Below are 22,266 nucleotides of genomic sequence, written 5' to 3' on the forward strand. Positions count from 1 at the left end.
ATGACTGACACCGCGGCCGAACAACTGGCTGCCTTCACATTGCTGATCGGTGGCGAACAGACCGCTGCCGCCTCCGGTGCGACCTACGACAGCGTCGACCCGTTCACCGGCCGTCCTTGGGTCAGGGTCCCCGATGCGGGCGCCGCCGACGTCGACCGCGCGGTGGCTGCCGCACGGGCCGCTCTGGCCGGACCGTGGGGTCAGCTCACCGCGACCGCCCGCGGCAAGCTCATCTGGCGACTCGGCGAAATCATCGCGCGCGAAGCCGAGGCCCTGGCCGATCTGGAGGTCCGCGACGGCGGGAAACTGGTGCGCGAGATGGTCGGTCAGATGCGCTCGCTGCCCGACTACTACTTCTACTATGCGGGTCTGGCCGACAAGCTGCAGGGCGAGGTGATCCCGACCGACAAGCCCAATTACCTCGTCTACTCCCGCCACGAACCGGTCGGAGTCGTCGGCGCGATCACCCCGTGGAACTCGCCGCTGTTGCTACTGACCTGGAAACTGGCTGCCGGCCTGGCAGCCGGCTGCACATTCGTGGTCAAGCCCAGTGACCACACGCCGGCCTCGACGCTGGCGTTCGCGACGTTGTTCGCCGAGGCGGGCTTCCCGGCCGGGGTGATCAACGTCGTCACCGGATGGGGGCCCGAGACGGGTGCGGCACTGGCGGCGCACCCGGGTGTGGACAAGATCGCGTTCACCGGCTCGACCGCGACCGGGATTCAGGTCGGCAAAGCCGCGATCGAGAATATGACGCGGTTCAGCCTGGAGCTGGGCGGCAAGTCGGCGCAGGTGGTCTTCGACGACGCCGACCTCGCTGCGGCGGCCAACGGTGTGATCGCGGGCGTATTCGCCGCCACCGGCCAGACCTGCCTGGCCGGGGCGCGCCTGCTGGTGCACGAGAACGTGGCCGATGCATTGGTGGACAGGATCGTCGCGCGGGCGTCAACGATCAAGCTCGGCGACCCGAAAGATCCCAGCACCGAAATGGGGCCGGTGGCCAATGCGCCCCAGTACGAAAAGGTGCTGTCGCATTTCGCTTCCGCGCGCGAGCAGGGCGCAACGATTGCCTACGGCGGCGAACCCGCCGGCGACCTCGGGGGTTTCTTCGTCAAACCCACCGTGCTCACCGGGGTGAACCCGTCGATGCGGGCGGTCGCCGAGGAGATCTTCGGCCCGGTGCTCACCGTGATGACCTTCCGAGACGAGGACGAAGCTGTCGCCGCGGCAAACGCCACCGAGTTCGGCCTCGCCGGGGCGGTATGGACCAAAGACGTCCACCGGGCCCACCGGGTGGCAGCCAAGCTACGAGCGGGGACCGTGTGGGTCAACGCATACCGCGTTGTCGCACCCCATGTGCCATTCGGCGGCATTGGGCACAGCGGCATCGGCCGTGAGAACGGCATCGAGGCCATCAAAGATTTCACCGAGACCAAGGCGGTGTGGGTGGAGCTGTCCGGGGAAACCCGTGATCCATTCACGCTCGGATGAGCGTGAAGACAATTAGGGAGAACACCATGAGCTTCGACATCGATGCGGCCAACAACGTGCTGGCCGGCCTGCGGCCCTTTCCGGTCGCCGTCACCACGACCGACAACGGCTTCGCCAACGGACTGATGTCACTGTCGGCCGGCTCGGCCAGCATTGTGCCGGAGTTGCCGCGAGCTACCGTCAGCCTGACCAAGTACAACAGAACCCATGACATGCTGCTGAGCTCAGGGGTTTTCGCGATGCACATGCTGTCGGCAGGTCCCGATGACATCGACAAATCGCTCGAGATCCTGATGACCCTGGGCGGCAGCTCGGGCCGCGACGGCGACAAGATCTCAAAGCTGCGGACCAAGCCGGGCGTCACCGGTGCCCCGATCCTGCTGGATGCGCACAGCTATGTGGAATGCCGGATCACCGGCTCGCTCGACAATGACGAAAACACCATCTTCGTCGGCGACGTGGTGGCCGCCGAAGTATTCAGTCCGGCGCAACGGCTGCGGATCGGCGAGGCGTGGGGCAAGCTGCCGAACGACTGGATCGAGCAGTACGAGGCCAACCACGTTCCGCAGTTGGAGAACGCCCGCCAACACCGGGCCGGCACGGCGCAGCGGGCATAGATGACCCGCCCGGAGCCCGGAACGACGGGGGCCTGGCAGCTTCCGGACGAGCTGGTCATGCTGCGCGACACCGTGCGGCGGTTCATGACGGCATACGTTCATCCCGTTGAGGAGAAGCTCGATCACGACACCGTCGGCCTGCCGCGAGAACACCTCGTCGAACTGCAGGCCAAGGCGCGCGAACTCGGACTGTGGGCACTACAGACGCCCGAGGAATTTGGCGGTGCTGGACTGAGCGTCCTCGGTCAGGTCGTGGTCGGCGAGGAGGCATCCAAATGCCGGATGGGGGCATTCTTCCCGGCACTCGGCGCGTTCGGCGGAAACCCCCCCAACGTCATGTTCAAGGCGTCACCCGAGCAGTTCGACAAGTACGCTCGCCCCATCATCGACGGCACCATGACCAAGGCGTACACCGCGATCACCGAAGCCGCCGGCGGATCTGATCCGGCCCGAGCGATTCAGCTCAAGGCTGTGCGCGACGGTGATGCCTATGTGCTCAACGGCTCGAAGATGTGGATTTCACACGCACCGGGCGCCGACTGGGGTGTCGTGTACGCCCGTACCGGCGAGGGCCGCAGCGGGATCTCGTGCTTTATCGTCGAAAAAGACACGCCTGGAATCACTTTCAACCGCATCGGAGTGATGGCTTCATTTGCTCCCTATGAGCTTCACTTCGACGACGTCCGGATTCCGATTGACCAGCTGATCGGCGAAGAGGGCCAGGGATTCGCCCTGGCGAGTGACTTCCTGGTCCATGGCCGGATCATCTACGCCGCTGGCCCGATCGGTATCGCGCAACTGGCGCTCCAGGAGGCCTGTCAGTGGTCCCGCGAACGGGAAGTGTTCGGCGGCAAGCTCGCTGACAAGCAGGGCATTCAGTGGATGCTCGTCAACAGCGAAGTCGAGTTGCGTGCCGCACGGCTGCTGATGTATCAAGCGGCGTGGAACGCCGACCTGGGCCGCCCTGATGTACGCACCGACGCGTCCATCGCCAAGTTGTACGGCACCGAGGTGGCCTACCAAGTTCTTGACCGATGCATCCAGATCCACGGCGCGTTAGGACTTTCCACCGAGCTCCCGCTAGAACGCTGGTTCCGCGACCTGCGGGTCAAACGTCTTGGTGAAGGTGCCAGCGAGGTGCAGCGGGAAGTCGTCGCCCGTTCACTGTTGCGATAGGAGTGCTGCCGAGTAGATCAAGCCACCATCAGCTGGCTTTGCTCCCAGAAGCTTGCCCCGAGCGCCACGTCATCAGCTGAACGGTTTGCTGCTGCAGGTCGTCGCTTCTTGTAGTGCAAGCCTGGAGACCAGTCGAGTCCCGGCGTCGACTCGGCCAACCACACCAAAGTGTCCGCGCCCCGTTCGGGCGCCAGTAGAACGCGGTTGGCGACCGAGTGGTACAGCAGTCGCATGAGGATCGTCGAGTCGGCGCCGAAATTCGACGCCACGGGGCCGGGTTCGAATGACACGGCGGCAACCCCGGCTTGGCCATATCGTCGGTGAAGTTCTCTGGTGAACAGGATGTTCGCCAACTTCGCGGCCGAATATGCGCTGGTGGCTGAATACTTTCGGTGCGGATCAAAGTCGTCTGATCGGATCCGGCCGCCTCGGTTGACGCTGCTCGACGTCGCGATCACCGTTGCTTTGTTCACGAGGAGCCGTGGCAGGAGCAATGTGGTCAGCAGGAACGGCGCCAAGTGATTGACTTGAAGCGTCATTTCGTGTCCGTCGACCGTGCTTTGACGCTTCCCCATGATGCCGCCGGCGTTGTTGCACAAGACGTCGATAACCGGGTATTGCTCCAGTAACTCCGCTGCCAGTTGCCGAACATCGCCGAGGTGCGCGAAATCGCAGACGTGATACGGCCCGCCGACTTCGTTCGCGATCGCCCGCGTCTTATCGATCGAACGTCCGACCACGGCGACCGTGTGACCGGCGCGATGCAGAGCAAGTGCCGCCGCGCGCCCAATCCCGTCGCTGGCGCCGGTAATGATGATCGTCTTCGCCATCAGCCGTCTCGTTCAGTTGCCGGTGCGACGGTCCGCCATTACACACACCACGACATCAGTGATGCGCACCGACCGCCCGGTTATATGACAGTACACTGCCACATAGTTGGGGCGTAGCGCGGTATTGGCGGGAAGCAGAGTGCAGTTCCCCGAGAGCGCAGACCGATGCGGCCATACCGAGGAAGATGCAGAATGTCCCGGTGCCGGAAGTATCGAGCGCCCCGGGATGGCAGCGGCGGCGACGCGTGCTGTTTGACGAGTACGAACGGATCGCACTCACGCTGTTCGCCGCGCGCGGGTTTCGCAGCGTCACGATCGACGAGATCGCCGAGGAAGCGGGCGTTTCGGCGCGAACGTTGTTCCGGTACTTCCCGACCAAAGAGGACTTCCTGCTCGCCTACGCGCGACGCGAGTTAGCGGCCACCGTCGACACGATCGCTTCGCTCGAGCCCAGCCCGACGCCACTGACCACCGCATGGGAGGCGATCCGTTCGCGTTTCGGCGCGGGAAGAGCGGACCTCGATGCCGTGAACCTATGGCGTGCGGCCGCCGCGGAAGCGCCGGACGTCCTCGCGCGCACCCGGGGTGAACGCCAGGAAGGCTTACTCGACGCCTTGGCGGCATACTGCTCGGTGTCGCTGGGAGTCGACGCCGCCCACGACGCCCGTCCGCGACTCTATGCCGGTGTCATCGCCGGCGCCGACATGGCCGTGATCGAACTCTGGAGCCGCTCGACTCTGACTCCCGCTCAAGTCGGCCAGGCCGCGGAGGCCTTCTTCGCCTCGCTGACCGCATCGCTGGGGTAAGTCCGCCACGTCACTTTTCGGTCGGGCTTGTGCCCGTCGCCACCGACGGTTACTTTGTCAGTAACTGACAGAATAACGAGGTGGGATTTCGATGAGCAGCCGTCTTGCAGGAAAGGTCGCATTCATCACCGGCGCGGCCCGCGGCCAAGGTCGCGCACACGCTGTCCGGATGGCCGAGGAAGGCGCTGACATCATCGCGGTCGACATCTGCGAACAGATCAAGTCCAATAAGTACCCGCTGGCGACGCAGCAGGACCTCGACGAGACGACCAAGTTGGTCACCGAGCTGGGCGCTGGCATCGTCGCGGTGAAAGCCGATGTCCGCGAGCGTGACCAGTTGCGGGACGCCTTGGAGACGGGCATCGCGCAGTTCGGCCGACTCGACATTGTCGTCGCCAACGCCGGCATCCTGCCGATGGCCCTCGGCGACCCCCACCCCTCGGATTTCGTCGACTCGACCGACGTGGACCTCGTCGGCGTCATGAACACCATCGCGGTCGCGATCACGCACCTGGGCGAGGGCGGGTCGATCATCGTGACCGGTTCTACCGCGGGCATGATGCCGGGCACCACGTCGAACCCGGTCATGGGCCCCGGCGGTGCCGGATACTCCTGGTCGAAGAAGACGCTGATCGGTTATGTCGAAGAGATGTCGATGCATCTGGCATCACGTTTCATTCGGGTCAACGCCATCCATCCGACCAACGTCAACACCCACCTGATGCACAACGATGGCATGTACGGAATCTTCCGGCCCGACCTCGAGCACCCGACCCGCGAGGACGTGGAGCCGGCGTTCACCTACTTCCAGGCGATGCCGATCCCGTACATCGAACCGGTTGACGTCGCCAATCTGGCGGTCTTCCTGGCCAGCGACGAGGCTCGCTACATCACCGGGCAGCAGATCCGCATCGACGCGGGTGCACTAGTCAAGTTCCCCGACGGGCCAACGTCGCTGTAAAGCCGATGCGAGTCATTGTCACCGGCGCCAACAGCGGGGTCGGGAAGGCGACCGCGACCGCACTGGCGGCGGCGGGTCATCAAGTGGTCATCGCGTGCCGAACCGTCACCAAAGGCAAGCAGGCAGCTGCCCAGATGGCGGGTGACGTCGAGGTACGCCACCTCGATCTCGCCGATCTGTCCAGCGTGCGAACATTCGCCGATTCGGTGGATTCCGTTGACGTTCTGGTGAACAACGCCGGTGTACTGGGTTTGCCCCTGACCCGAACGGCGGACGGGTTCGAGGCGCACATCGGAACGAACCATCTCGGTCACTTTGCGCTGACGTGTCTGCTCGGCGACCGGATCCGCGATCGCATCGTGGTAGTTGCCAGCAGTAACTACGCGCTGGCCCGCCTACATCTGGACGACCTGAACTGGCAACGCCGACGCTACAACCCATGGTCGGCTTACGGCGAGTCCAAACTCGCCAATCTGCTGTTCGTCCGGGAACTGGTTCGGCGTGGCCGCACCGCGTATGCGGCCGATCCGGGGATGGTCGCCAGTGATATCACGCGCGACGGCAGCCGCCTTGTGCGCTGGGCCGGCAGAGTGATCTCTCCGCACGTCGGCCAGAGCATCAGCGATGGAGCGCGCTCAACCATCCAGGCGGTCAGCACCAACCTGCCCAACGGTACCTACATCGCGCCACGAGGACTCGCCCACCAGTGGGGCAAACCGAGGCCAACGAGGCTGCGTGCACACGCCCTTTATCCCGCTGATGCGCAACGTCTTTGGAAACGGTCCGCCGAACTCACCGGTTGCGATCTGCCCCACAGGAGAATCGATGTCTGAAACCACCGAATTGACCAGCACTGGGCCCCGCCCACCCGAAGGCGACTGGCTCGGTACGCCCTACCTGAGCTTCGAGCGCCAAGGACCGTTCGCTATCTGCACGCTCGACCGCCCGCAGGCCCGCAATGCAATGACCCCGGCGATGTACTTCGGCATCCGCTACGCGACCACTCGCGTCGAGAACGACAACGACCTCGCGGGCCTGCTGATCACCGGGACCGGCGACGTGTTCGCCCCCGGGGGGGATCTCGGACAGAACGGTGTCGACGACTGGATGGACTTCGCCGCCACGTTGTCGATGGATGTGACACCGTTCGATACCCTCCGCCAGTCCTCCAAGCCGGTGGTGGCAGCGGTCAACGGGCTCTGCCAGGGTGGCGGCCTGATGATCGCGATGTGCAGCGACATCGCCGTCGTCAGCGATCGCGCCACCTTCCGGGTGCCCGAACTGTTCCGGGGCATCGCCGATACCTACTACAGCCACCTCCTGGCTCGGCTCATCGGTCCCGTCCGCGCCCGTGACCTGATGATGACGGGCCGGACCCTCGCGGCGCAGGAAGCCCTCGACTGGGGCATGGTTGCGCGGGTGGTGCCCCATGCCGAGTTGATGGACTCCGCGCGCGAGATACTGGCTCAATGCTGCCGAACCGCCCCCGGCGCCCGCCGGTTGGTCAAAGGAAGCCTGGACAGCTACCTGGGCCTCTACGACCGAGTGGGTATGCGCACCAGCCTCGAAGGCAAAGAGGCAATCGAAGGTTTCCTCGCCTTCAAAGACCGCCGTTCCCCAACGTGGGTCCATCCCGACCTACAGATCGACGGCCGGTTGTGACGCGGGCCCGACGATACCTCCTGACGCCCTTCCCTTTTGCGGTCGGCATGACGTCGCGCTCGCTCGTCGCGCCACCAACACTTGGGTGTGGTGATTGCTGCCACGGCAACGGCACCTGAGCTACCGTGCCCGCGAGGCAGGCCTGTCGGCGGCCGCGCGGCTGCGATAAAACTGCACGGCTTTGCGTATCGAGTCGTGGATCGGTTCGGGATGCCACCCCAAGTCCCGCTCGGCCTTGCTGTGATCCATCGGCGACATGATGTGCATCAGCCGCACGCTCAGCCTCGAAAGCACCATGTCGCGACGAAGCACCGTTGCGGCTACATCTCCGCCAAAACCCAAGACGTACATGACTTTGAGCGGGATTCCGAACCTCGGGCGCTTGGCTCGACCGGCGTCGGCGGCGGTTTCATACAATTCGCGGGCACTGATGAACCGTTCGGAGATGATGTAGCGCTCGCCGACGCCGCCGCGCTCGGCGGCGAGGATCAGCGCGTGGGCGGCGTCTTCGATGCCGACGACTTCCATCGCCATGTCCTTGACGTAGACAGGCATCTTCCCCGCGGCGGCCGCGGCAAGCAATGATCCGTGCGGAGTGGGTTGCCAGTCGCCGGGGCCATAGGTGTTGGAAACACACAGTGCGACCGCCGGCAGACCACGCTCGCGGGCATAGTCCAGCACCAGATTCTCGGCGTCGACGCGCGAGCGAATGTAGGCGCCACCCCGATCGAGCCAGTTGAACGGCTCGTCTTCGGTGGCAAGATCATCCTCGGATAACGCGATGGTGCCGATCGTGCTGGTGAACACGAACCGGCGCAGATCGGCGCCGACCGCGACATCCAGAACCCGACGCAGACCTTCGACGTTGGTGCGAAAAAGATCGGTCGGGTCGCGCAGCCATGCTCGAGCGTCCACGACACAGTAATAGACATCGTCGCAACCTTCCATGGCGTCGCGCATCGCGCCGTCATCGAATAGGTCGCCATACCGGCGTTCCACCTCGAGGTCATCGATGGCCCTGGTGGAGCTGGTGCGACGAAGTAGAACCCGTACCGACTCACCACGCTCGACCAATTGCCGCACGACATGCGACCCCAAAAACCCGCTGGCCCCGATGACCAACTTCATGCGACCCATCACCACCTGCCGTCCTATACCAGTCTGCTGTCAACCCGAACTCCCAACTCACGCCCACCGCTGATACCCGTCGGGCAGGATGAGGGTTCTCGTCCGATGTCAGCTGATACGGGCGCCGGGGGTGAATTTTATGGGCAGTTCCCGCACCGCGTAGACCTCGCCAGCATCATCGAAGAACCTTGGCTCGCCTGCGAGTTCGAAGTCGAGTAGCCGTTCCAGTATCTGACTTAGCATGACCTCGAACATCATCTTGGCGTAGTGCGAGCCCAGGCAACGGTGCATGCCCACTCCGAACGCCATGTGCTTCTTGGCGTTCGGGCGGGACAGGTCCAGTGTCTCGGGGTCTTCGAACATGGCCGGATCTCGGTTGGCGGCCGCCCACATCAGGATCGCCCGATCCCCCTTACACAGCGGCTGGCCGTGGAACTCCGCTTCACGGGAGACGGTGCGAGCCAGTCCGAGCGTAGGGGTGTAGAGCCGGAGCAGTTCGTCGGTGCCCTTCTTGATCAGACTCGGGTCGGCGATGAATTGTTGGCGCAGTTCGGTGTCCTGGCACAGCCTCAGCAGCACATTGCCGGTGAACCCGCTGGTGGTGTCCATGGCGCCCAGCATCATCATCACGGTGTACATGGTGATCTGGCCGTCGTCGAGCGGCTTGTCGTCCAGTGTGCCGCGCAGGATGTCGCTGAACAGCTCGTCGCCGAGGCCCTCGGCGCGTCGTTGTTCCATGTGTTTGACGATCTCGCCGAACATCTCCATGCCGGCAATTCCGGCTTTCTCCGGGTCGTGGGCGCGGTCGTGCACGGTGGTGTGCACCCAGGACACCCATTCCATGGCTCGGCTTTCATCGAATTCCAGCAACCGCAGGATCAGGCGCGCCGGCAACGGTGTGGTCAGCTCGCCCACCACGTCGCACTGACCGCGTTCGATGAAGGCGTCGATCGCCTCGGTGGTCATCTCGACGGCGGCCGCCCGGAACCGCTCCGCCGCCCCGGGGGAGAATCGCCGCAGGGTCGCCTCGCGTAACTCCTGGGTCTCCGGCGGGTCGGATTCGATCGGTAGGATCGGCAAGGGCAGCTCACTGGCCGGCACGGCGACCGACGGATGGGAGTTGAACAGGGCGTCATCTCGGGCCGCTTCGAAGACCGAAGCGTAATCAGCTAGTGTCCAAAAGCCGTCATAATGGGGCGAATGTGCGACCGGACAACCTGATTCCCGCATCCTACGAAATGTTCCGTGCGGATCCTCACGGAACTCCGGCGAATGGTGGTCGAGGTCCACCTCGGCGCGCTGCTGCGGTTCGGTACGGGTATCGGTCATTGCCTACTCCTTGCGTTGTTTCCCGTGAAGTCAGCGGCGCCACTGCCCTCCTGACACGCAGCGGGCAAGGTCGATATCGATTCGGGCACTTCACTATCGACGCGGAGGCATAGGCCATGCTCAATAGTCACAGGCAAAATCCTCTCGTCGCGTCACCACCACAGGGAACGCCGCACGTCGCGGCGTAAACGACATTGATCGATCAAATGTAGTTTACGCAACAGATTATGGAGTAGTGTCGTTTCGGTCAAGATGGTTGTCCCGAACAGCCGAGAGCTGATGGGATATCTCTTATGGCCATGCACAGCGGCACCGCACGGGCGGCGCGCTGGGGCGCCGATCTGCCCGTCGACGAGGAGCAGGCACGTGAACGGCTGCTCCAGGCCGCCGAAACCTGTTACGCCAGACACGGCCCCAGCCGCACTACGATGACGCACATTGCTCATGAGGCTGGAGTACACCGCACCACGGTCTACAGCTACTTCCCAAACCGCGATGCCGTCCTCGCCGCATGCTTTGTGCGTGCGGTCGCCGGCGTCATCGCTGCAGCGGACCCGTACTTCGACTCCGACGAGCCATTCTCCGAGCGGTTAGTCAAGGCCTTGCTGGTAGGGCTGGAGGCAGCGCGCAACTCTCCGGCTATGAGGATGCTCATCGCTGGGGATGAATTGACGCGCACCCATCGCGCCGCCGAGGCTTCCGAAATTTGGCGTGAGGATTTACGTGCAAGCCTCGGCCAACGTTTTGCCGAAGCTGCCGCAGAAGGCGAAGTCCGCGATGACGTCCCGCCAGAAACGCTGACGCACTGGACGACCCGCATCTGCTTTAGTCTCATTGCCGATCCGGGCAAACCGGAGCACGGCGGCGACGAAGGACTGCTTCGCGCTTTTCTGCCCACCGCCCTAGCCCCACCTGCACGCTGACGGACCCCCGCCGCGGCCGCCTTGAAATGGTCCGCTGGCGTACACGTGGGCGATCAGCGTTGCGGCATCGGCGACTTCGGCGACCGCGGCCAACCACCACGTCGGGCGGCTGAGCGGCCGACGACGGCCCACACGTCACTGGGGAAGACCTCGTTTGAGGTCCAGATCGTCTTGGCCGCAGGCGGGCGCCGCCATCACCTCGGCCCGCAAAATCGACACCGCCCACGGCTGCAGCAAGCCGGCATTGCCCTTCATCACTGAGTTCCCCACTACCAACCCGCGTTCACGGCGTCGGCGGAGTTGCAGTCTTACCTTCCCAACCACGATGACCGACAGGACGGCCTGCCCCGTACGCACGGTCGCCGCAAGAGCCGTTGACGGGACCTCTCAGTGCGAACGGATACCGAAATCGATGTCACCAATGCCGCGAAACGGTGTGAAATCTGACTTGGTTGACCACGATGGGCGGGCCTGATGTCCCTGCTGCGGTCTCGCCCAATCGACCCATGGCCCCCAGTCTCGCCGACTGAGCTTGTCCTCGAGGGTCTGAGGAAATGAGCGCTCGGCATCTCGATAGCGCTGCGCAAACCGCTTCATCTCGCCCATGATCCAGATGTCTTCTTCCCGGCTCCATTGGCCTCCGCCGGCGTAGTCGACGATCTGGTACGAGGGGAAATCGATCGGCGGCGCCCCGGGCTCGGGATTATCGGCACGGTTGACGCATTCGTACACCACGCGATCTCCGTCGATGACGTACCACTTCAGCACCGTGTACACCATGGGCGACGCGCCCATAGTGCCCTCAAGGTACGGCGCGATCTCACCTGGTCCGGTGAACGTGCCATAGTAATGGTCGAAGTAGGTGGCGTCGTCGGTGAACAGATTCGCCCATCCGACCCAGTCCTCCAGCACGGGCCCGATCATGTAGTAGCGCCGGAACTCCCGTTCGACCTCGTCGCGGTCCGCCATCCTGATGCCCTTCCTTAGCCGTCGTCGGCGGCCACAGATCGGGAAAACCCCTGCCCCGCCGTCCGCCGATGAGTGCGCCGTTCTCGCGTAAAGTGTACATGCTGTCAGAATTACCCATCGATTTTCGGCACATACACTAGCTATGCCCGAAACCCGAGGCCACGACAACGAAGTAGTTCCGTACTTTACGTCGCGTTGATGCACCTCATGTACCGCGTGATCCTACTGATCGAATATGACGTTGATGTCAGATTTTGCAGAATTTTGTTGATACCGCAGCTCAGGGTCGACCGGCGACCGCGTTACTTTCAGTCCCGCCAAACGGTGTTGAGCGTTTCGCTCCTACCGGGCGGACCCGATGGCAGTCTCTGCGGTGTTCGGGAGAAGTGGGGGGCCGGCGCAGGCTGCGTCACACCATCGATCTCAATGAACACGCCGCGGTCGGACAAGTGACCGTCAGAAGCCGCTTCAACCATGCTCAACACCGGCGTCACGCATGCATCTGTGCCCGCGAACACCTCGGACCACTCATCGCGGGACCGTTGCGCGAATGCTTCCGACAACAGCGAGTGCATCGCCGGCCACCCCGACTTGTCACGCTGCGCACCGACAGTCTCGGGGGAGATATCCAACCCCGCCAACATCTCCGCGAAGAACTCCGGCTCGAGCGCGCCGACTGCAACGTAGCGACCGTCCGCGCAGCGGTAGGTGCGGTAGAACGGGGCCGATCCGTCAAAGATATTGGTGCCCCTATCTTCCGACCATCGACCATCGGCACGCATTGACCAGATCGCCTGCGCGAGTTGGGCCGCGCCGTTGACGATGGCGGCGTCGATCACTTGGCCGCGGCCCGAGGCGTGGCGCTCTATGAGCGCGGCCAGAACCCCGATGACAGCGGGCATCGAGCCTCCGCCGTAATCACCGACCAGATTCAACGGCGGGACCGGGGGCTGCTCAGCGGGGCCGATCGCGTGGAGCAACCCGACCAGTCCTATGTAGTTGATATCGTGACCCGCCTCCTGGGCGCGCGGCCCTGTCTGTCCCCACCCGGTCATTCGCAGATAGATCAGAGCCGGGTTCGTGGCCGAGCAGACTTCGGGCCCCAGACCGAGCCGCTCGGTGACACCGGGCCGGAACCCCTCGATCAGCACGTCAGCCCGGTCGATGAGCCGTCGAACCTCCGCATGGTCGGTTGGGTCCTTCAGATCCGCCTCCACGAACCGTCGGCCCCGCAATTGTGGATTTGCCGGGCCACCCGTCTGCCCGGGCCGTTGGACACGCACGACGTCTGCGCCCAGATCGGCCAGCACCATGGCAGCATGGGGCCCCGGCCCCATCCCCGCCAGTTCGACGACTCGTATCCCCGCAAGAGCGAGTCCTCGCAGCGTCCCATGAGGCTTAGATTCTGACATGTTGTTCATATTAAAGGCCGCCGTAATACGGGTAACTGATTGGGCTTATAGGACAGTTCAGCAGGTGCGGTATCACGATCTGACGAACGTGCACACCTAGATAAACTGGGTGAGGACGACGTCGGGGCCAAGATCCGGTGGCATAGGCGTCTGCACCACCGCTCCCGTTGGTTGACGCCGTCAAGCCGGCCATGGCGCTGGTGGCGACGCTGGTACCGCTACGGCCGGACTCCATCATCCGGGTGCCGACGAACTGCAGGGTGTTCCAGACACCGGTAAAGATGGCACCGAGGCCGGAGTTCTCAGACCGCTTCGGATCGGACTCTCGGCGGCGACGCCGTCGAGCGGTGCGTCCGATTCCGGTGATGGGGCAGATCATGGAGATTCTCCGGTCTACATTGGCTCGCGCAGCAGGCCTCGAGCGGCACGCGGCGGGTACCTGCCGTCCCGGCACGCCCGGCGACCACCGCCTTGGCAACCTCGGCAAGCGCGCGGTAGTACTCGGTTATCGCCAGTGCCATTAGCGATTCTCCATTCTCATCGTCACCCCGTCACCAAGGGGCACTGAATGTTTCGCGGAAGGTGGGTTTGGTAGCAAGGCAGCAGAACGGCGGCGCGAGCTTGCGGGCCGGCGTAACCGGGCAGACCGCCTCCAGCGACGGCCCGCTGAACCATCGGAGCCAGGGTCCGATGCTGTCTGACATCAGCGTATACATGTTGAGCGGCACTCGACAACGCGGCAGATCTGGTTGTCCTACCAGGCATAAAAGCATATTAATCTCACATGATAGATTATGGCTCGCTGGTCCAGTCTTGCCTATTTCTGACAGTACTGACACACTTCGATGTATCCGGAGACTTTCGCCAGTGGGACCGGGCTGAGACGGAATCGAGGATCAGATTTGAGTACCGACTCCCTACCCAAAGTGGCCACCGACAGCCTCCCCATGCCGGAGGCTCGCGACGAAGCCTGGCGCAGCCTGAGCTCACACCCGCTCGTCGAAGTGGAGGACGGCTACGCCACCACTCGTCGCGACTTGGTGGAACTGATGCTGAAGGACCCGTTGGTGTTCTCGTCGAAGAAGGCCTTCGACGTGCTGGCCAGTCCGGTGCCGCTGGTACCGATCGCGTTCGATCCCCCGGAGCAGACTCGCTACCGCAGGATCCTGCAGCCTGTCTTCAGTCCCAGGGTGATCAAGCCGCTGGAACCCGATCTGCGCAAGCAGGTCATCGAGTTGATCGAGCCGATCGCGCAGCGGGGGGAATGCGAGTTCGTCTCCGAACTCGCGGCGGTGTTTCCCACCCAGGTGTTTCTCACCCTGTTCGGATTCCCGCTCGACATGCGTGACCAGTTCATTGAGTGGAAGAACGCCGTGTTGAACCTCAGTGCTGCCAACGGCCAGACATCGGTGGACGAAGCGGCCCAGGAAGGCATGGTCAAAGCCGCTGAGCTATTCATGTATCTCTCCGAACTCATCGGCAAGCGGCGCGGCGTGCCGGGCGACGACGTTCTTAGCCAAGTGCTCAACCTCGAGCCCGCTGACGCGCTGTCAGACGAAGAGGCCATCGGATTGTGCTTCCTGTTCGTACTCGCGGGCTTGGACACCGTCACGGATTCACTCGGCATGGGCATGCAGCGGTTGGCCCAAAACCCGGACAGGCGACGCGAAATCGCCGAGGATCCGTCACTTATTCCTGCAGCAACCGAAGAGCTGCTGCGACTGGACCCGCCCGCCCCGTTTCTCCCCCGGGTGACCTCGGAGAAAACGCAATTGGCGGGCCACACCCTGACCGAAGGTAGTCGCATCACGAGCTACCTCGCGGTGGCCAACCGCGACGAGGCAGTCTTCCCGCATCCCTACGAGATCGATTTCCACCGGTCCGAGAACCCACATGTCAGCTTCGGCATGGGGCCGCACCGTTGCCTCGGCTCGCATCTGGCGCGATTGGAAATGCAGATCTTCTACGACGAATGGCACAAGCGGATTCACAATTATTACGTCACCCCGGGTACAACGCCGCGGGTTCACTGGCCGCGGGGCACCACCGGGCTTGAGTCGCTGCACCTGACGATCGAGAGCCGAACATCATGAAGGTGTCCATTGATCGAAACAAGTGCATGGGCCATGGCATGTGCTATTCACTTGCGCCGAGTGTCTTCGTCGACGACGACGAGGGGTACGGCCACGTGATCGGTGCCGGCACGGTGCCGCTGAACCAGGTTGAGGCAGCACGTACCGGTGCGGCCAACTGCCCCGAAGGGGCTATATCAGTTGACGATTGAGCGCGTATGGGGGACGGCGTGACACCTGATCGACTGGTTGTGTGCGCAAGCCACAGCCCGGGTAAGGAGCGCGATGTCGAGGAGCGCTTCGGCCAGAAGTTTCGCGCCGCACTGGCTGCGGCGGCCGAGGGGGTTCGACGGTTCGATCCGGATGTGGTGGTGGTGTTCGGTGGGGACCATCGCCGCGCCTTCCGTCGTGTGGTGCCCGCATTCGCGGTGGCGCTGTCCGGGTCGGTTATCGCCGAGGGCGGTCATGGCGCCGGGGAGCTCACCGTGCCGTCCGCACTCGCCAGAGAGTTGTCCGAGCATCTGCTGTCCGCCGGATTCGACATCGCGGTATGCCGCGACATCGGACTGGACCATGCCTTCGCCCAGCCGATCCGGGATCTGCTGGGCGGGCTGGACGCCAAACCGGTGATTCCGCTACCGGTGAATTGCGCTACGGCTCCCCTGCCGACCGGCCGCCGGGTCGCCGATTTCGGTGCGACGGTCGGGCAATTTCTCGACGGACATGCTCAGCGCGTATTGGTGATCGGCACCGGCGGGCTGTCACATTCGCCGCCGAGCCTGGAGGTCGACACCTACGATCTCAGCGACGAAGAGCGCTCCCGGATCATCGCCGACGGGATGGCCGAGGCACGGACGAAGATCCGCCCGGACTGGGATGCTGAAGTGCTGCAAGCGATGTCGACCTGGAACACATCGGCCCTGGTCGACCTGGTCGATACCGCCCACTCGCGTGCCGGCGCGGGGGCCAACGAAGTCCGCACCTGGCTGGCCGCCGGCGCCGCTGGTGGAGGCAGGCCGGTCATACCGCTGGTTTACGAGCCGGTCCCCGAATGGATCACCGGGATGGCGGTCGCTACCTCTGCGCCAAACCCTCGTCGTGATCTCGAATGAAGCCCTTACGGCGCCCCACCGTCCACGCCGATCGTCTGGCCGGTCAGGAAGCCGCATCGATCTGACAGCAGGAACGCGATCAGCGCACCGACCTCGTCGGGCTGGCCGGGACGCAGCAATGCCGCGTCGAAACCAAAATCCTCGACCAGGGCCCGCTCCAACGCCTCCTCGTACGGATAGCCCTTGTTCTCCGCGACGTACCCACGAAGGGCGTGCAGCGCATCGGTTTCCACCGCTCCCGGCGCAACGCAGTTGGCCCGGATGCCCTCCTTGCCGTGGCTGCGCGCGATGCCCCTGGTGAATGTCGCCACCGCGGCCTTGAGACTGGCGTACGGCAGCCGGGGTTCCTCCGGTGACCGTGCCGAGTACGCCGCGGTCGTCACGATCGCACCTTTACTCTTGACCAGGTGCGGCAGTGCGGCCTGCACGCTGCGGGTAGTTGCCAGCAGTACGTCGCGGAATGCAGCGGCCCAAGCGTCGTCGTCGGAGTCGATCGGCATCATCCCAGCAGTACCCATGGTGATCGCAATCCCGTCCAGGCGGCCGAGCAACTCGACAGCCGCGGCGACCGCCTCAACGGCAGCGCCGGGCTCACTCACGTCATAGACCAGACCGTGGGCTGCGGCCGCCCCCGAGGCCGCAAGTGCCGCAGCCGCATCCTTCGCCCTGGACTCGTTGCGGCCCACCACGGCTACCGCGGCCCCGTCTTCGGCAAGGGCGGTAGCCCCCGCCAAGCCCATGCCCGCCGTGCCGCCGACCACAACGAACGCCTTGCCACTCAGTCTCAGATCCACAGCGGGCACCTCTTCGTTATCGGTTTTGATGGCGTCCAGCGACCGACCCACTCGGCACGATCGCCATGAGGGTAGCATTCTGACATTCTCGTCACTTAATCACAAGCATCGACTGACTTCAATCCCTTGCAGTTCACCTTTTACGAACCCACCCTCGTCGTGAGTTAAGATTGTTCTGACGCTAATGTCACCTAATGCAGGGAAGCATCGCACAATGACAATGTCAGTACCGGTCTCATGACCCAGGCGCCGTTGACGGGTATCACCGTGGTAGGTATCGAGCAAGCGGTGGCAGCTCCATATGCCACCCGTCAACTCGCGGACCTCGGTGCCCGGGTGATCAAGATCGAACGCCCCGGTGGCGGCGACTTCGCGCGCGGCTACGACCGGACCGTACACGGTGACTCGAGCTACTTCGTTTGGCTGAACCGGGGAAAGGAGTCGCTCACCCTCGACCTCAAACATGCGCAGGGTCAAGGTGTCGTCCGCCGGTTACTGGACAGCGCCGACGTGCTGGTGCACAACCTGGGGCCGGGTGCGGCCGCGCGCATGGGGCTGGACGCCACGGCCATGGCGAAATCCAACCCAGGGCTGGTGGTCTGCACAATCACCGGCTACGGCAACGATGGCCCGTGGCGCCATCGCAAAGCCTACGATCTGTTGGTGCAGGCCGAGGCCGGCCTGTTGTCGGCCACCGGCTCGCCCGAAGAGGTCGCCCGAGCCGGAATCTCCGTCGCCGACATCGCCGCGGGAATGTTCGCCTACTCCGGTGTGCTGACCGCACTGTATATGCGAGCTACCACCGGGCAAGTCGCACCGGTATCGGTGTCATTGTTCGACGCGCTGGCCGAGTGGATGGGCCAGCCGATGTATTACAGCCACTACGGCACCGGAACCACCCTGCAGCGCACCGGAGCCCGCCACGCAACAATCGCGCCCTACGGACCGTTCACCGCCGGCGACGGCGGCACAGTGCTCCTGGCCGTCCAGAACCAACCCGAGTGGCGTCGATTGTGCGAGGACGTGCTCGGTAGACCGGAGCTGGTAAATGATCCGCGGTTCGCCGAAAACCCGGATCGGCTGGCACATCGCGACGAACTCGAGTCCATCATCACCGCCGGGATCACCGGGCTCACTGCCGACGAATTCGAACACCGGTTGGAGAAGGCCGGCGTGGCTAACGCACGGATGAACAACCCCGATCAGCTGTGGAACCATCCGGCACTGGCCGAACGAGACCGTCGACGGCCGTTTCGGGCACCCGGCGGAATGGTCGAGGGACTACTCCCTCCGGCCGTATTGTCCGGTGTCGACGTTCCGATCGGCGATGTACCCGCGCTCGGCGCCCACAGCGGAGATATCTTGCGCGAGTTGGGTTATTCATCCGACGACATCGATGACCTGGTGCGCCAGCGAGTGACAACACTGGACAATGCCTCCACCAACTGACGAAAAAATCACCAACGAGCAACTCTCCCAGGGAGTCAGATGATCACGACACTCAGCGAGGAAGAGACCATCCTGGTCGAGACCATCCGTGCGTTCATCGACCGTGACGTCAAACCCTCGATCCGCGACGTCGAACACGCCAACACCTACCCCGAGACGTGGATCGACCAGATGAAGCGAATCGGCATCTATGGCTTGGCCGTCCCCGAAGAATACGGCGGCTCGCCGGTCTCGATGCCCTGCTACGTCGAAGTCACCCAGGAACTGGCCCGCGGGTGGATGAGCCTGGCCGGGGCAATGGGCGGCCACACCGTGGTCGCCAAGCTGATCTCGCTGTTCGGCACCGAAGAGCAGAAGCAGAAATACCTGCCGCCGATGGCCACCGGTGAAATCCGCGCCACCATGGCGCTCACCGAACCCGGCGGCGGCTCGGACCTGCAGGCGATGACAACCACCGCGCGCGCTGACGGAGACGACCTGGTGATCAATGGGTCGAAGACCTGGATCAGCAACGCGCGGCGATCGGGTCTTATTGCGCTGCTGTGCAAGACTGATCCCACTGCCACCCCGCGCCACAAGGGCATCTCGGTATTGCTGGTGGAGCACGGCGAAGGCTTAACGGTGTCACGCGATCTCCCCAAGCTCGGCTACAAGGGTGTGGAATCCTGCGAATTGTCGTTCGATGACTGCCGGGTGCCCTCCTCAGCGATTCTCGGCGGGGTACCCGGCAAAGGCTTTGGCCAGATGATGAAAGGACTTGAGACCGGACGTATTCAGGTGGCATCGCGCGCGTTGGGCGTCGCGACCGCCGCACTGGAGGACGCGTTGGTCTACGCCCAGCAACGGGAGAGCTTCGGCCAGCCCATCTGGAAGCACCAATCGATCGGCAATTATCTCGCCGACATGGCGACCAAACTCACCGCTGCACGCCAACTCACCCGGTATGCCGCCGAAAAGTTCGACGCCGGCCAGCGTTGCGACATGGAGGCCGGTATGGCCAAGCTGTTCGCCTCAGAGGTGGCGATGGAGATTGCGCTGAACGCGGTCCGGATCCACGGTGGCTACGGCTATTCCACCGAGTACGACGTCGAGCGATACTTTCGCGATGCGCCGCTGATGATCGTGGGTGAAGGCACCAATGAGATCCAGCGCAATGTCATTGCAGCGCAGCTGGTCTCACGCGGAGGGATCTAAGATCCGATAATACTACGCTGATCTCACTTTGCCGCGCGACCGAAGAAGCCCCGGGAGATACTGCTCATCAGCAGATCAACGATTTCGTCGTCGCTCATCGGTTCGGGCAGATCCTGGGCCGCTTGCGGAACCCGGGTCACTAAGGCGCGCAGGATGAGCGCCGCGACGATCGGGTCAAATGGGTATGGTCCACGCCGGTGGATCAGCATCCTCGCCGCACCGATATCCATCAGCACCTGGCCATTCTCACCAATCGCAACCACGGTGGGCCCGTCGGCGGTTCCCTCCGCCCACGCCTCGATGCAGCCCGAATAGCGGTCATAGAACTCCGCATACGTGGCCAGCCAATTCCGCAGCGCCGGCTCCTCGCCCAGGGGGTCGACGTCGGCGATCCGCGCAGCGAAAGTCTTTCCAGATTCGTAGATTTCGGCTCCGACGGCGGCTAGCAGATCCTGCTTGTCGCTGAAATATTTGTAGAATGTGCCCCGCGCGACGTCGGCGGCCTCGACGATGTCGTCGACGTTGGTGCTGCGGTAGCCGCGCGCGCGGAACTGCGCGGCGCCGGCGTCGGCTAGGGCGGTGACCGTCTTGATGGCGCGCTTGCTCAAACCGGCCGTGCGGTCGGTGATCGATAGTCCGTCGACATTCGGTGCGGGCGGTACCGTAATCGCATCGACGTCGGCGGCCGGGTCGGCGCTGGTGTGTAGCGACAACGACGCCAACACCTGCGGCGGTGTGTCCGGGAACAGCGCAAGTTGAAGGAAGACCGACAACGTGTCCACTGCGGCCTTGGCGCTGCGGCCGTAGGCGCGGCCGGTGTGGACGAACAGGTTGATGCGGTGGACCAGCGCGGTCATCGTCATGGCCGCGACCTCGGGATCGATGCCGTGGATACCCGACGCGGCCAGCCGCTCGGCGACGCGATGGTTGTAGCTGCGGACAAACCGGGTGATTTCCGGGCGCACCTTGGCGTCCGACGATGCGATCGCCGTCCATTGGATGAACATCGTGGAGTACTTCTCGAAGACCCAACTCCACTCACCCAGCCACCAGTTGAGGTTGTCAAAGCCTATTTCGTCAGGCCCCAACGGTCCGATTCGCCGCGCCACCCGGAACAGGGCGCCGCCACACTCGTTGAGCAGTTCGCGGAAGATCTCGTCTTTGCCCTGGAAGTATTGATAAGCCGTCGCGCGGGAAACACCGGCGGCCTTGGCGATCGCGTCGACCGACGTGTCAAAGTAGCCCAGCCGGCCGAACAACTCCAGCGACACCTCGGTGATCCGGTTGCGCGTCGTGGCGCCCCGGACACCGACCTCCGGGCTGGAGGGGCCGTAGCTGGCGCGGCGGACGATGGATGATTCGGACATGATGAATCCAGCCTATGGCCGAGCGATTCAGCCCGCGTCACACGGTGCGGCGTTTCGCGGAATCAAAAACTCCGCGATCCCGGTGACCGCGGCACCGCCGGTTTGCCGGGCTGCGGCCAACTCCACTGTGACCCGATCCCTCTCCCCCTCGGCGGCCAGGTCCGTGATGCGTCCGGAGCAGGTCAGCACATCGTTGGGCCAGACCTGCTCACGGAAGCGCACCCGAAATCGGCGGAGGGTGCGCGCGCCGAGCCAGTCGGTTGCGAAGGTGGCTAACAGCGCGGCAGTGAACATGCCTTGGGCGAAGACGGACGGATAGCCGGCCGAGTGCGCCAACTCGTCGTCGTAGTGCATCGGGTTGAGGTCCCCGGACGCCCCCGCGTAGCGGACGAGCATCTGGCGGGTGACCGGCCCGAACTCGCGCGGCGTGGCCTCAGCGCCGACCCGCAGCGCGGCGGCGGTCACGGCCGCGCCCGTTCGATGAAGGTGGCTCGCGCCTCGACCACCAGTGCGCCCTGCGGTGAACGGTATTCGGTGACGACGGTCGCGAACCGCATTGTCCCGCCTCGCTTACCAGGCTTGGAGTACCGGTCGACGATCTTTTCGTGCGCGGTCAGAGTGTCGCCGGCCCGGGGCAGCTCGCCATGGAAGATGTACTCCTGCTCGCCGTGCAGCAGCCGCGTGCGGTCGAACCCCACACCGATCCGGGCGCCGGGCGGGGCCCAGCGGCCGCCCGTGGTCAGAAAGGTGGGCGGAATAATGGCGTCGGACCCGCGGTAGGCCGGCTGGTCGGATTGCATGGCGTCGGCGAACTCCGCGATCTTCCCGCGTTCGACGATCATCTCCCACGGCTGACCGGCACTTGGCTCGGTGGAGGGTTCCAGCGATCGGCTCATGATGGCCAATAGTGTCAGAAAATCACGTGAAGTGAAACCCAGCACTAGGATTTCCCAGCTGTAGACGCTTGAAGAAAG

At 63.9% G+C, this 22,266-nt stretch carries 22 protein-coding genes; 13 read left to right on the top strand and 9 right to left on the bottom strand.

Going from position 1 to position 22,266, the window contains the following annotated elements; genetic code table 11:
- The 3 genes from DQP56_RS01765 to DQP56_RS01775 are packed head-to-tail and all read left to right on the top strand — an operon-like array spanning window position 1 to window position 3,284.
- Window positions 1–1,491, top strand: coding sequence for an aldehyde dehydrogenase (locus DQP56_RS01765; protein WP_112683271.1), 1,491 nt, complete (start codon window positions 1–3; stop codon window positions 1,489–1,491).
- A 26-nt stretch (window positions 1,492–1,517) separates the two neighbouring features.
- Window positions 1,518–2,108 carry a flavin reductase family protein gene (locus DQP56_RS01770; RefSeq protein ID WP_112683272.1) on the top strand — a complete coding sequence of 197 codons (591 nt, stop codon included), beginning with the start codon at window positions 1,518–1,520 and terminating at the stop codon, window positions 2,106–2,108.
- Complete coding sequence (locus DQP56_RS01775; RefSeq protein WP_112683273.1) at window positions 2,109–3,284, top strand: acyl-CoA dehydrogenase family protein; 1,176 nt, start codon at window positions 2,109–2,111, stop codon at window positions 3,282–3,284.
- Window positions 3,285–3,301: 17 nt separating this feature from the next.
- Here the strand turns inward: DQP56_RS01775 and DQP56_RS01780 are convergent, their stop codons facing one another.
- On the bottom strand, window positions 3,302–4,114 hold the full coding sequence (locus tag DQP56_RS01780) for an SDR family NAD(P)-dependent oxidoreductase (protein ID WP_112683274.1): 813 nt from the start codon (window positions 4,112–4,114) through the stop codon (window positions 3,302–3,304).
- A gap of 245 nt (window positions 4,115–4,359) precedes the next feature.
- Here DQP56_RS01780 and DQP56_RS01785 point away from each other — a divergent pair, with 245 nt between their 5' ends.
- The 4 genes from DQP56_RS01785 (at window position 4,360) to DQP56_RS01800 (ending at window position 7,543) form a co-directional block, all read left to right on the top strand.
- Window positions 4,360–4,920 (top strand): TetR family transcriptional regulator, encoded by a 561-nt coding sequence (locus tag DQP56_RS01785; RefSeq protein WP_234825450.1) that lies wholly within the window; start codon window positions 4,360–4,362, stop codon window positions 4,918–4,920.
- A gap of 91 nt (window positions 4,921–5,011) precedes the next feature.
- Window positions 5,012–5,881 carry a mycofactocin-coupled SDR family oxidoreductase gene (locus tag DQP56_RS01790; protein WP_112683276.1) on the top strand — a complete coding sequence of 290 codons (870 nt, stop codon included), beginning with the start codon at window positions 5,012–5,014 and terminating at the stop codon, window positions 5,879–5,881.
- Window positions 5,882–5,886: 5 nt separating this feature from the next.
- A complete protein-coding gene (locus DQP56_RS01795; protein WP_112683277.1) occupies window positions 5,887–6,714 on the top strand; it encodes an SDR family NAD(P)-dependent oxidoreductase in 828 nt (275 codons plus the stop codon).
- Entirely contained in the window at window positions 6,707–7,543 is an 837-nt protein-coding gene (locus DQP56_RS01800) for an enoyl-CoA hydratase/isomerase family protein (protein WP_112683278.1), read from the top strand. Before DQP56_RS01795 ends, DQP56_RS01800 begins: the two co-directional genes overlap by 8 nt.
- Before the next feature lie 120 nt (window positions 7,544–7,663).
- Here the strand turns inward: DQP56_RS01800 and DQP56_RS01805 are convergent, their stop codons facing one another.
- Together DQP56_RS01805 and DQP56_RS01810 are read right to left on the bottom strand one after the other, a co-directional pair.
- On the bottom strand, window positions 7,664–8,680 hold the full coding sequence (locus DQP56_RS01805) for an NAD-dependent epimerase/dehydratase family protein (protein WP_112683333.1): 1,017 nt from the start codon (window positions 8,678–8,680) through the stop codon (window positions 7,664–7,666).
- Window positions 8,681–8,779: 99 nt separating this feature from the next.
- Window positions 8,780–10,000: a cytochrome P450 gene (locus DQP56_RS01810; protein ID WP_112683279.1), complete on the bottom strand. Its 1,221-nt coding sequence runs from the start codon at window positions 9,998–10,000 to the stop codon at window positions 8,780–8,782.
- A gap of 293 nt (window positions 10,001–10,293) precedes the next feature.
- Between DQP56_RS01810 and DQP56_RS01815 the strand changes: the two genes are divergently transcribed.
- Window positions 10,294–10,923 carry a TetR/AcrR family transcriptional regulator gene (locus tag DQP56_RS01815; protein ID WP_112683280.1) on the top strand — a complete coding sequence of 210 codons (630 nt, stop codon included), beginning with the start codon at window positions 10,294–10,296 and terminating at the stop codon, window positions 10,921–10,923.
- Window positions 10,924–11,310: 387 nt separating this feature from the next.
- On the opposite strand, the gene DQP56_RS01820 is transcribed toward DQP56_RS01815, so the two are convergent.
- A complete protein-coding gene (locus tag DQP56_RS01820) occupies window positions 11,311–11,892 on the bottom strand; it encodes a nuclear transport factor 2 family protein (RefSeq protein WP_112683281.1) in 582 nt (193 codons plus the stop codon).
- Between the two features lie 308 nt (window positions 11,893–12,200).
- Entirely contained in the window at window positions 12,201–13,304 is a 1,104-nt protein-coding gene (locus DQP56_RS01825; RefSeq protein ID WP_234825451.1) for a CaiB/BaiF CoA transferase family protein, read from the bottom strand.
- Between the two features lie 926 nt (window positions 13,305–14,230).
- On the opposite strand from DQP56_RS01825, the gene DQP56_RS01830 reads away from it, so the two are divergent.
- From DQP56_RS01830 to DQP56_RS01840, 3 genes are read left to right on the top strand one after another with little or no spacing between them, the layout of a single operon-like run.
- Window positions 14,231–15,397 carry a cytochrome P450 gene (locus tag DQP56_RS01830; protein WP_234825452.1) on the top strand — a complete coding sequence of 389 codons (1,167 nt, stop codon included), beginning with the start codon at window positions 14,231–14,233 and terminating at the stop codon, window positions 15,395–15,397.
- On the top strand, window positions 15,394–15,588 hold the full coding sequence (locus DQP56_RS01835; protein WP_112683284.1) for a ferredoxin: 195 nt from the start codon (window positions 15,394–15,396) through the stop codon (window positions 15,586–15,588). Before DQP56_RS01830 ends, DQP56_RS01835 begins: the two co-directional genes overlap by 4 nt.
- 18 nt (window positions 15,589–15,606) lie before the next feature.
- Window positions 15,607–16,488, top strand: coding sequence for a 3-carboxyethylcatechol 2,3-dioxygenase (locus tag DQP56_RS01840; RefSeq protein ID WP_234825453.1), 882 nt, complete (start codon window positions 15,607–15,609; stop codon window positions 16,486–16,488).
- 5 nt (window positions 16,489–16,493) lie between these two features.
- On the opposite strand, the gene DQP56_RS01845 is transcribed toward DQP56_RS01840, so the two are convergent.
- On the bottom strand, window positions 16,494–17,270 hold the full coding sequence (locus DQP56_RS01845; RefSeq protein WP_112683335.1) for an SDR family NAD(P)-dependent oxidoreductase: 777 nt from the start codon (window positions 17,268–17,270) through the stop codon (window positions 16,494–16,496).
- A 249-nt stretch (window positions 17,271–17,519) separates the two neighbouring features.
- Between DQP56_RS01845 and DQP56_RS01850 the strand changes: the two genes are divergently transcribed.
- Together DQP56_RS01850 and DQP56_RS01855 are read left to right on the top strand one after the other, a co-directional pair.
- Entirely contained in the window at window positions 17,520–18,731 is a 1,212-nt protein-coding gene (locus DQP56_RS01850; RefSeq protein ID WP_112683285.1) for a CaiB/BaiF CoA transferase family protein, read from the top strand.
- A gap of 39 nt (window positions 18,732–18,770) precedes the next feature.
- Window positions 18,771–19,925, top strand: a complete 1,155-nt coding sequence (locus tag DQP56_RS01855; protein ID WP_112683286.1) for an acyl-CoA dehydrogenase family protein — start codon at window positions 18,771–18,773, stop codon at window positions 19,923–19,925.
- 23 nt (window positions 19,926–19,948) lie between these two features.
- Here the strand turns inward: DQP56_RS01855 and DQP56_RS01860 are convergent, their stop codons facing one another.
- From DQP56_RS01860 to DQP56_RS01870, 3 genes are read right to left on the bottom strand one after another with little or no spacing between them, the layout of a single operon-like run.
- Complete coding sequence (locus DQP56_RS01860; protein WP_112683287.1) at window positions 19,949–21,292, bottom strand: TetR/AcrR family transcriptional regulator; 1,344 nt, start codon at window positions 21,290–21,292, stop codon at window positions 19,949–19,951.
- Between the two features lie 27 nt (window positions 21,293–21,319).
- On the bottom strand, window positions 21,320–21,757 hold the full coding sequence (locus DQP56_RS01865) for a MaoC/PaaZ C-terminal domain-containing protein (protein ID WP_112683288.1): 438 nt from the start codon (window positions 21,755–21,757) through the stop codon (window positions 21,320–21,322).
- A complete protein-coding gene (locus DQP56_RS01870) occupies window positions 21,754–22,188 on the bottom strand; it encodes an FAS1-like dehydratase domain-containing protein (RefSeq protein ID WP_234825454.1) in 435 nt (144 codons plus the stop codon). Before DQP56_RS01870 ends, DQP56_RS01865 begins: the two co-directional genes overlap by 4 nt.
- Window positions 22,189–22,266: the final 78 nt, after the last annotated feature.

The organism is Mycolicibacter senuensis, assembly GCF_003284925.1.
Classification (GTDB): Bacteria; Actinomycetota; Actinomycetes; order Mycobacteriales; family Mycobacteriaceae; genus Mycobacterium; species Mycobacterium algericum_A.

Excerpts from the sequence above, each read along its gene's own strand:
- DQP56_RS01780 (WP_112683274.1), bottom strand. The coding sequence starts at position 4,114 with ATGGCGAAGACGATCATCATTACCGGCGCCAGCGACGGGATTGGGCGC.
- DQP56_RS01800 (WP_112683278.1), top strand. The coding sequence starts at position 6,707 with ATGTCTGAAACCACCGAATTGACCAGCACTGGGCCCCGCCCACCCGAA.
- DQP56_RS01770 (WP_112683272.1), top strand. The coding sequence starts at position 1,518 with ATGAGCTTCGACATCGATGCGGCCAACAACGTGCTGGCCGGCCTGCGG.
- DQP56_RS01825 (WP_234825451.1), bottom strand. The coding sequence starts at position 13,304 with ATGTCAGAATCTAAGCCTCATGGGACGCTGCGAGGACTCGCTCTTGCG.
- DQP56_RS01765 (WP_112683271.1), top strand. The coding sequence starts at position 1 with ATGACTGACACCGCGGCCGAACAACTGGCTGCCTTCACATTGCTGATC.
- DQP56_RS01870 (WP_234825454.1), bottom strand. The coding sequence starts at position 22,188 with ATGAGCCGATCGCTGGAACCCTCCACCGAGCCAAGTGCCGGTCAGCCG.
- DQP56_RS01805 (WP_112683333.1), bottom strand. The coding sequence starts at position 8,680 with ATGGGTCGCATGAAGTTGGTCATCGGGGCCAGCGGGTTTTTGGGGTCG.
- DQP56_RS01850 (WP_112683285.1), top strand. The coding sequence starts at position 17,520 with ATGACCCAGGCGCCGTTGACGGGTATCACCGTGGTAGGTATCGAGCAA.
- DQP56_RS01855 (WP_112683286.1), top strand. The coding sequence starts at position 18,771 with ATGATCACGACACTCAGCGAGGAAGAGACCATCCTGGTCGAGACCATC.
- DQP56_RS01775 (WP_112683273.1), top strand. The coding sequence starts at position 2,109 with ATGACCCGCCCGGAGCCCGGAACGACGGGGGCCTGGCAGCTTCCGGAC.
- DQP56_RS01835 (WP_112683284.1), top strand. The coding sequence starts at position 15,394 with ATGAAGGTGTCCATTGATCGAAACAAGTGCATGGGCCATGGCATGTGC.
- DQP56_RS01790 (WP_112683276.1), top strand. The coding sequence starts at position 5,012 with ATGAGCAGCCGTCTTGCAGGAAAGGTCGCATTCATCACCGGCGCGGCC.
- DQP56_RS01820 (WP_112683281.1), bottom strand. The coding sequence starts at position 11,892 with ATGGCGGACCGCGACGAGGTCGAACGGGAGTTCCGGCGCTACTACATG.
- DQP56_RS01860 (WP_112683287.1), bottom strand. The coding sequence starts at position 21,292 with ATGTCCGAATCATCCATCGTCCGCCGCGCCAGCTACGGCCCCTCCAGC.
- DQP56_RS01810 (WP_112683279.1), bottom strand. The coding sequence starts at position 10,000 with ATGACCGATACCCGTACCGAACCGCAGCAGCGCGCCGAGGTGGACCTC.
- DQP56_RS01795 (WP_112683277.1), top strand. The coding sequence starts at position 5,887 with ATGCGAGTCATTGTCACCGGCGCCAACAGCGGGGTCGGGAAGGCGACC.
- DQP56_RS01815 (WP_112683280.1), top strand. The coding sequence starts at position 10,294 with ATGGCCATGCACAGCGGCACCGCACGGGCGGCGCGCTGGGGCGCCGAT.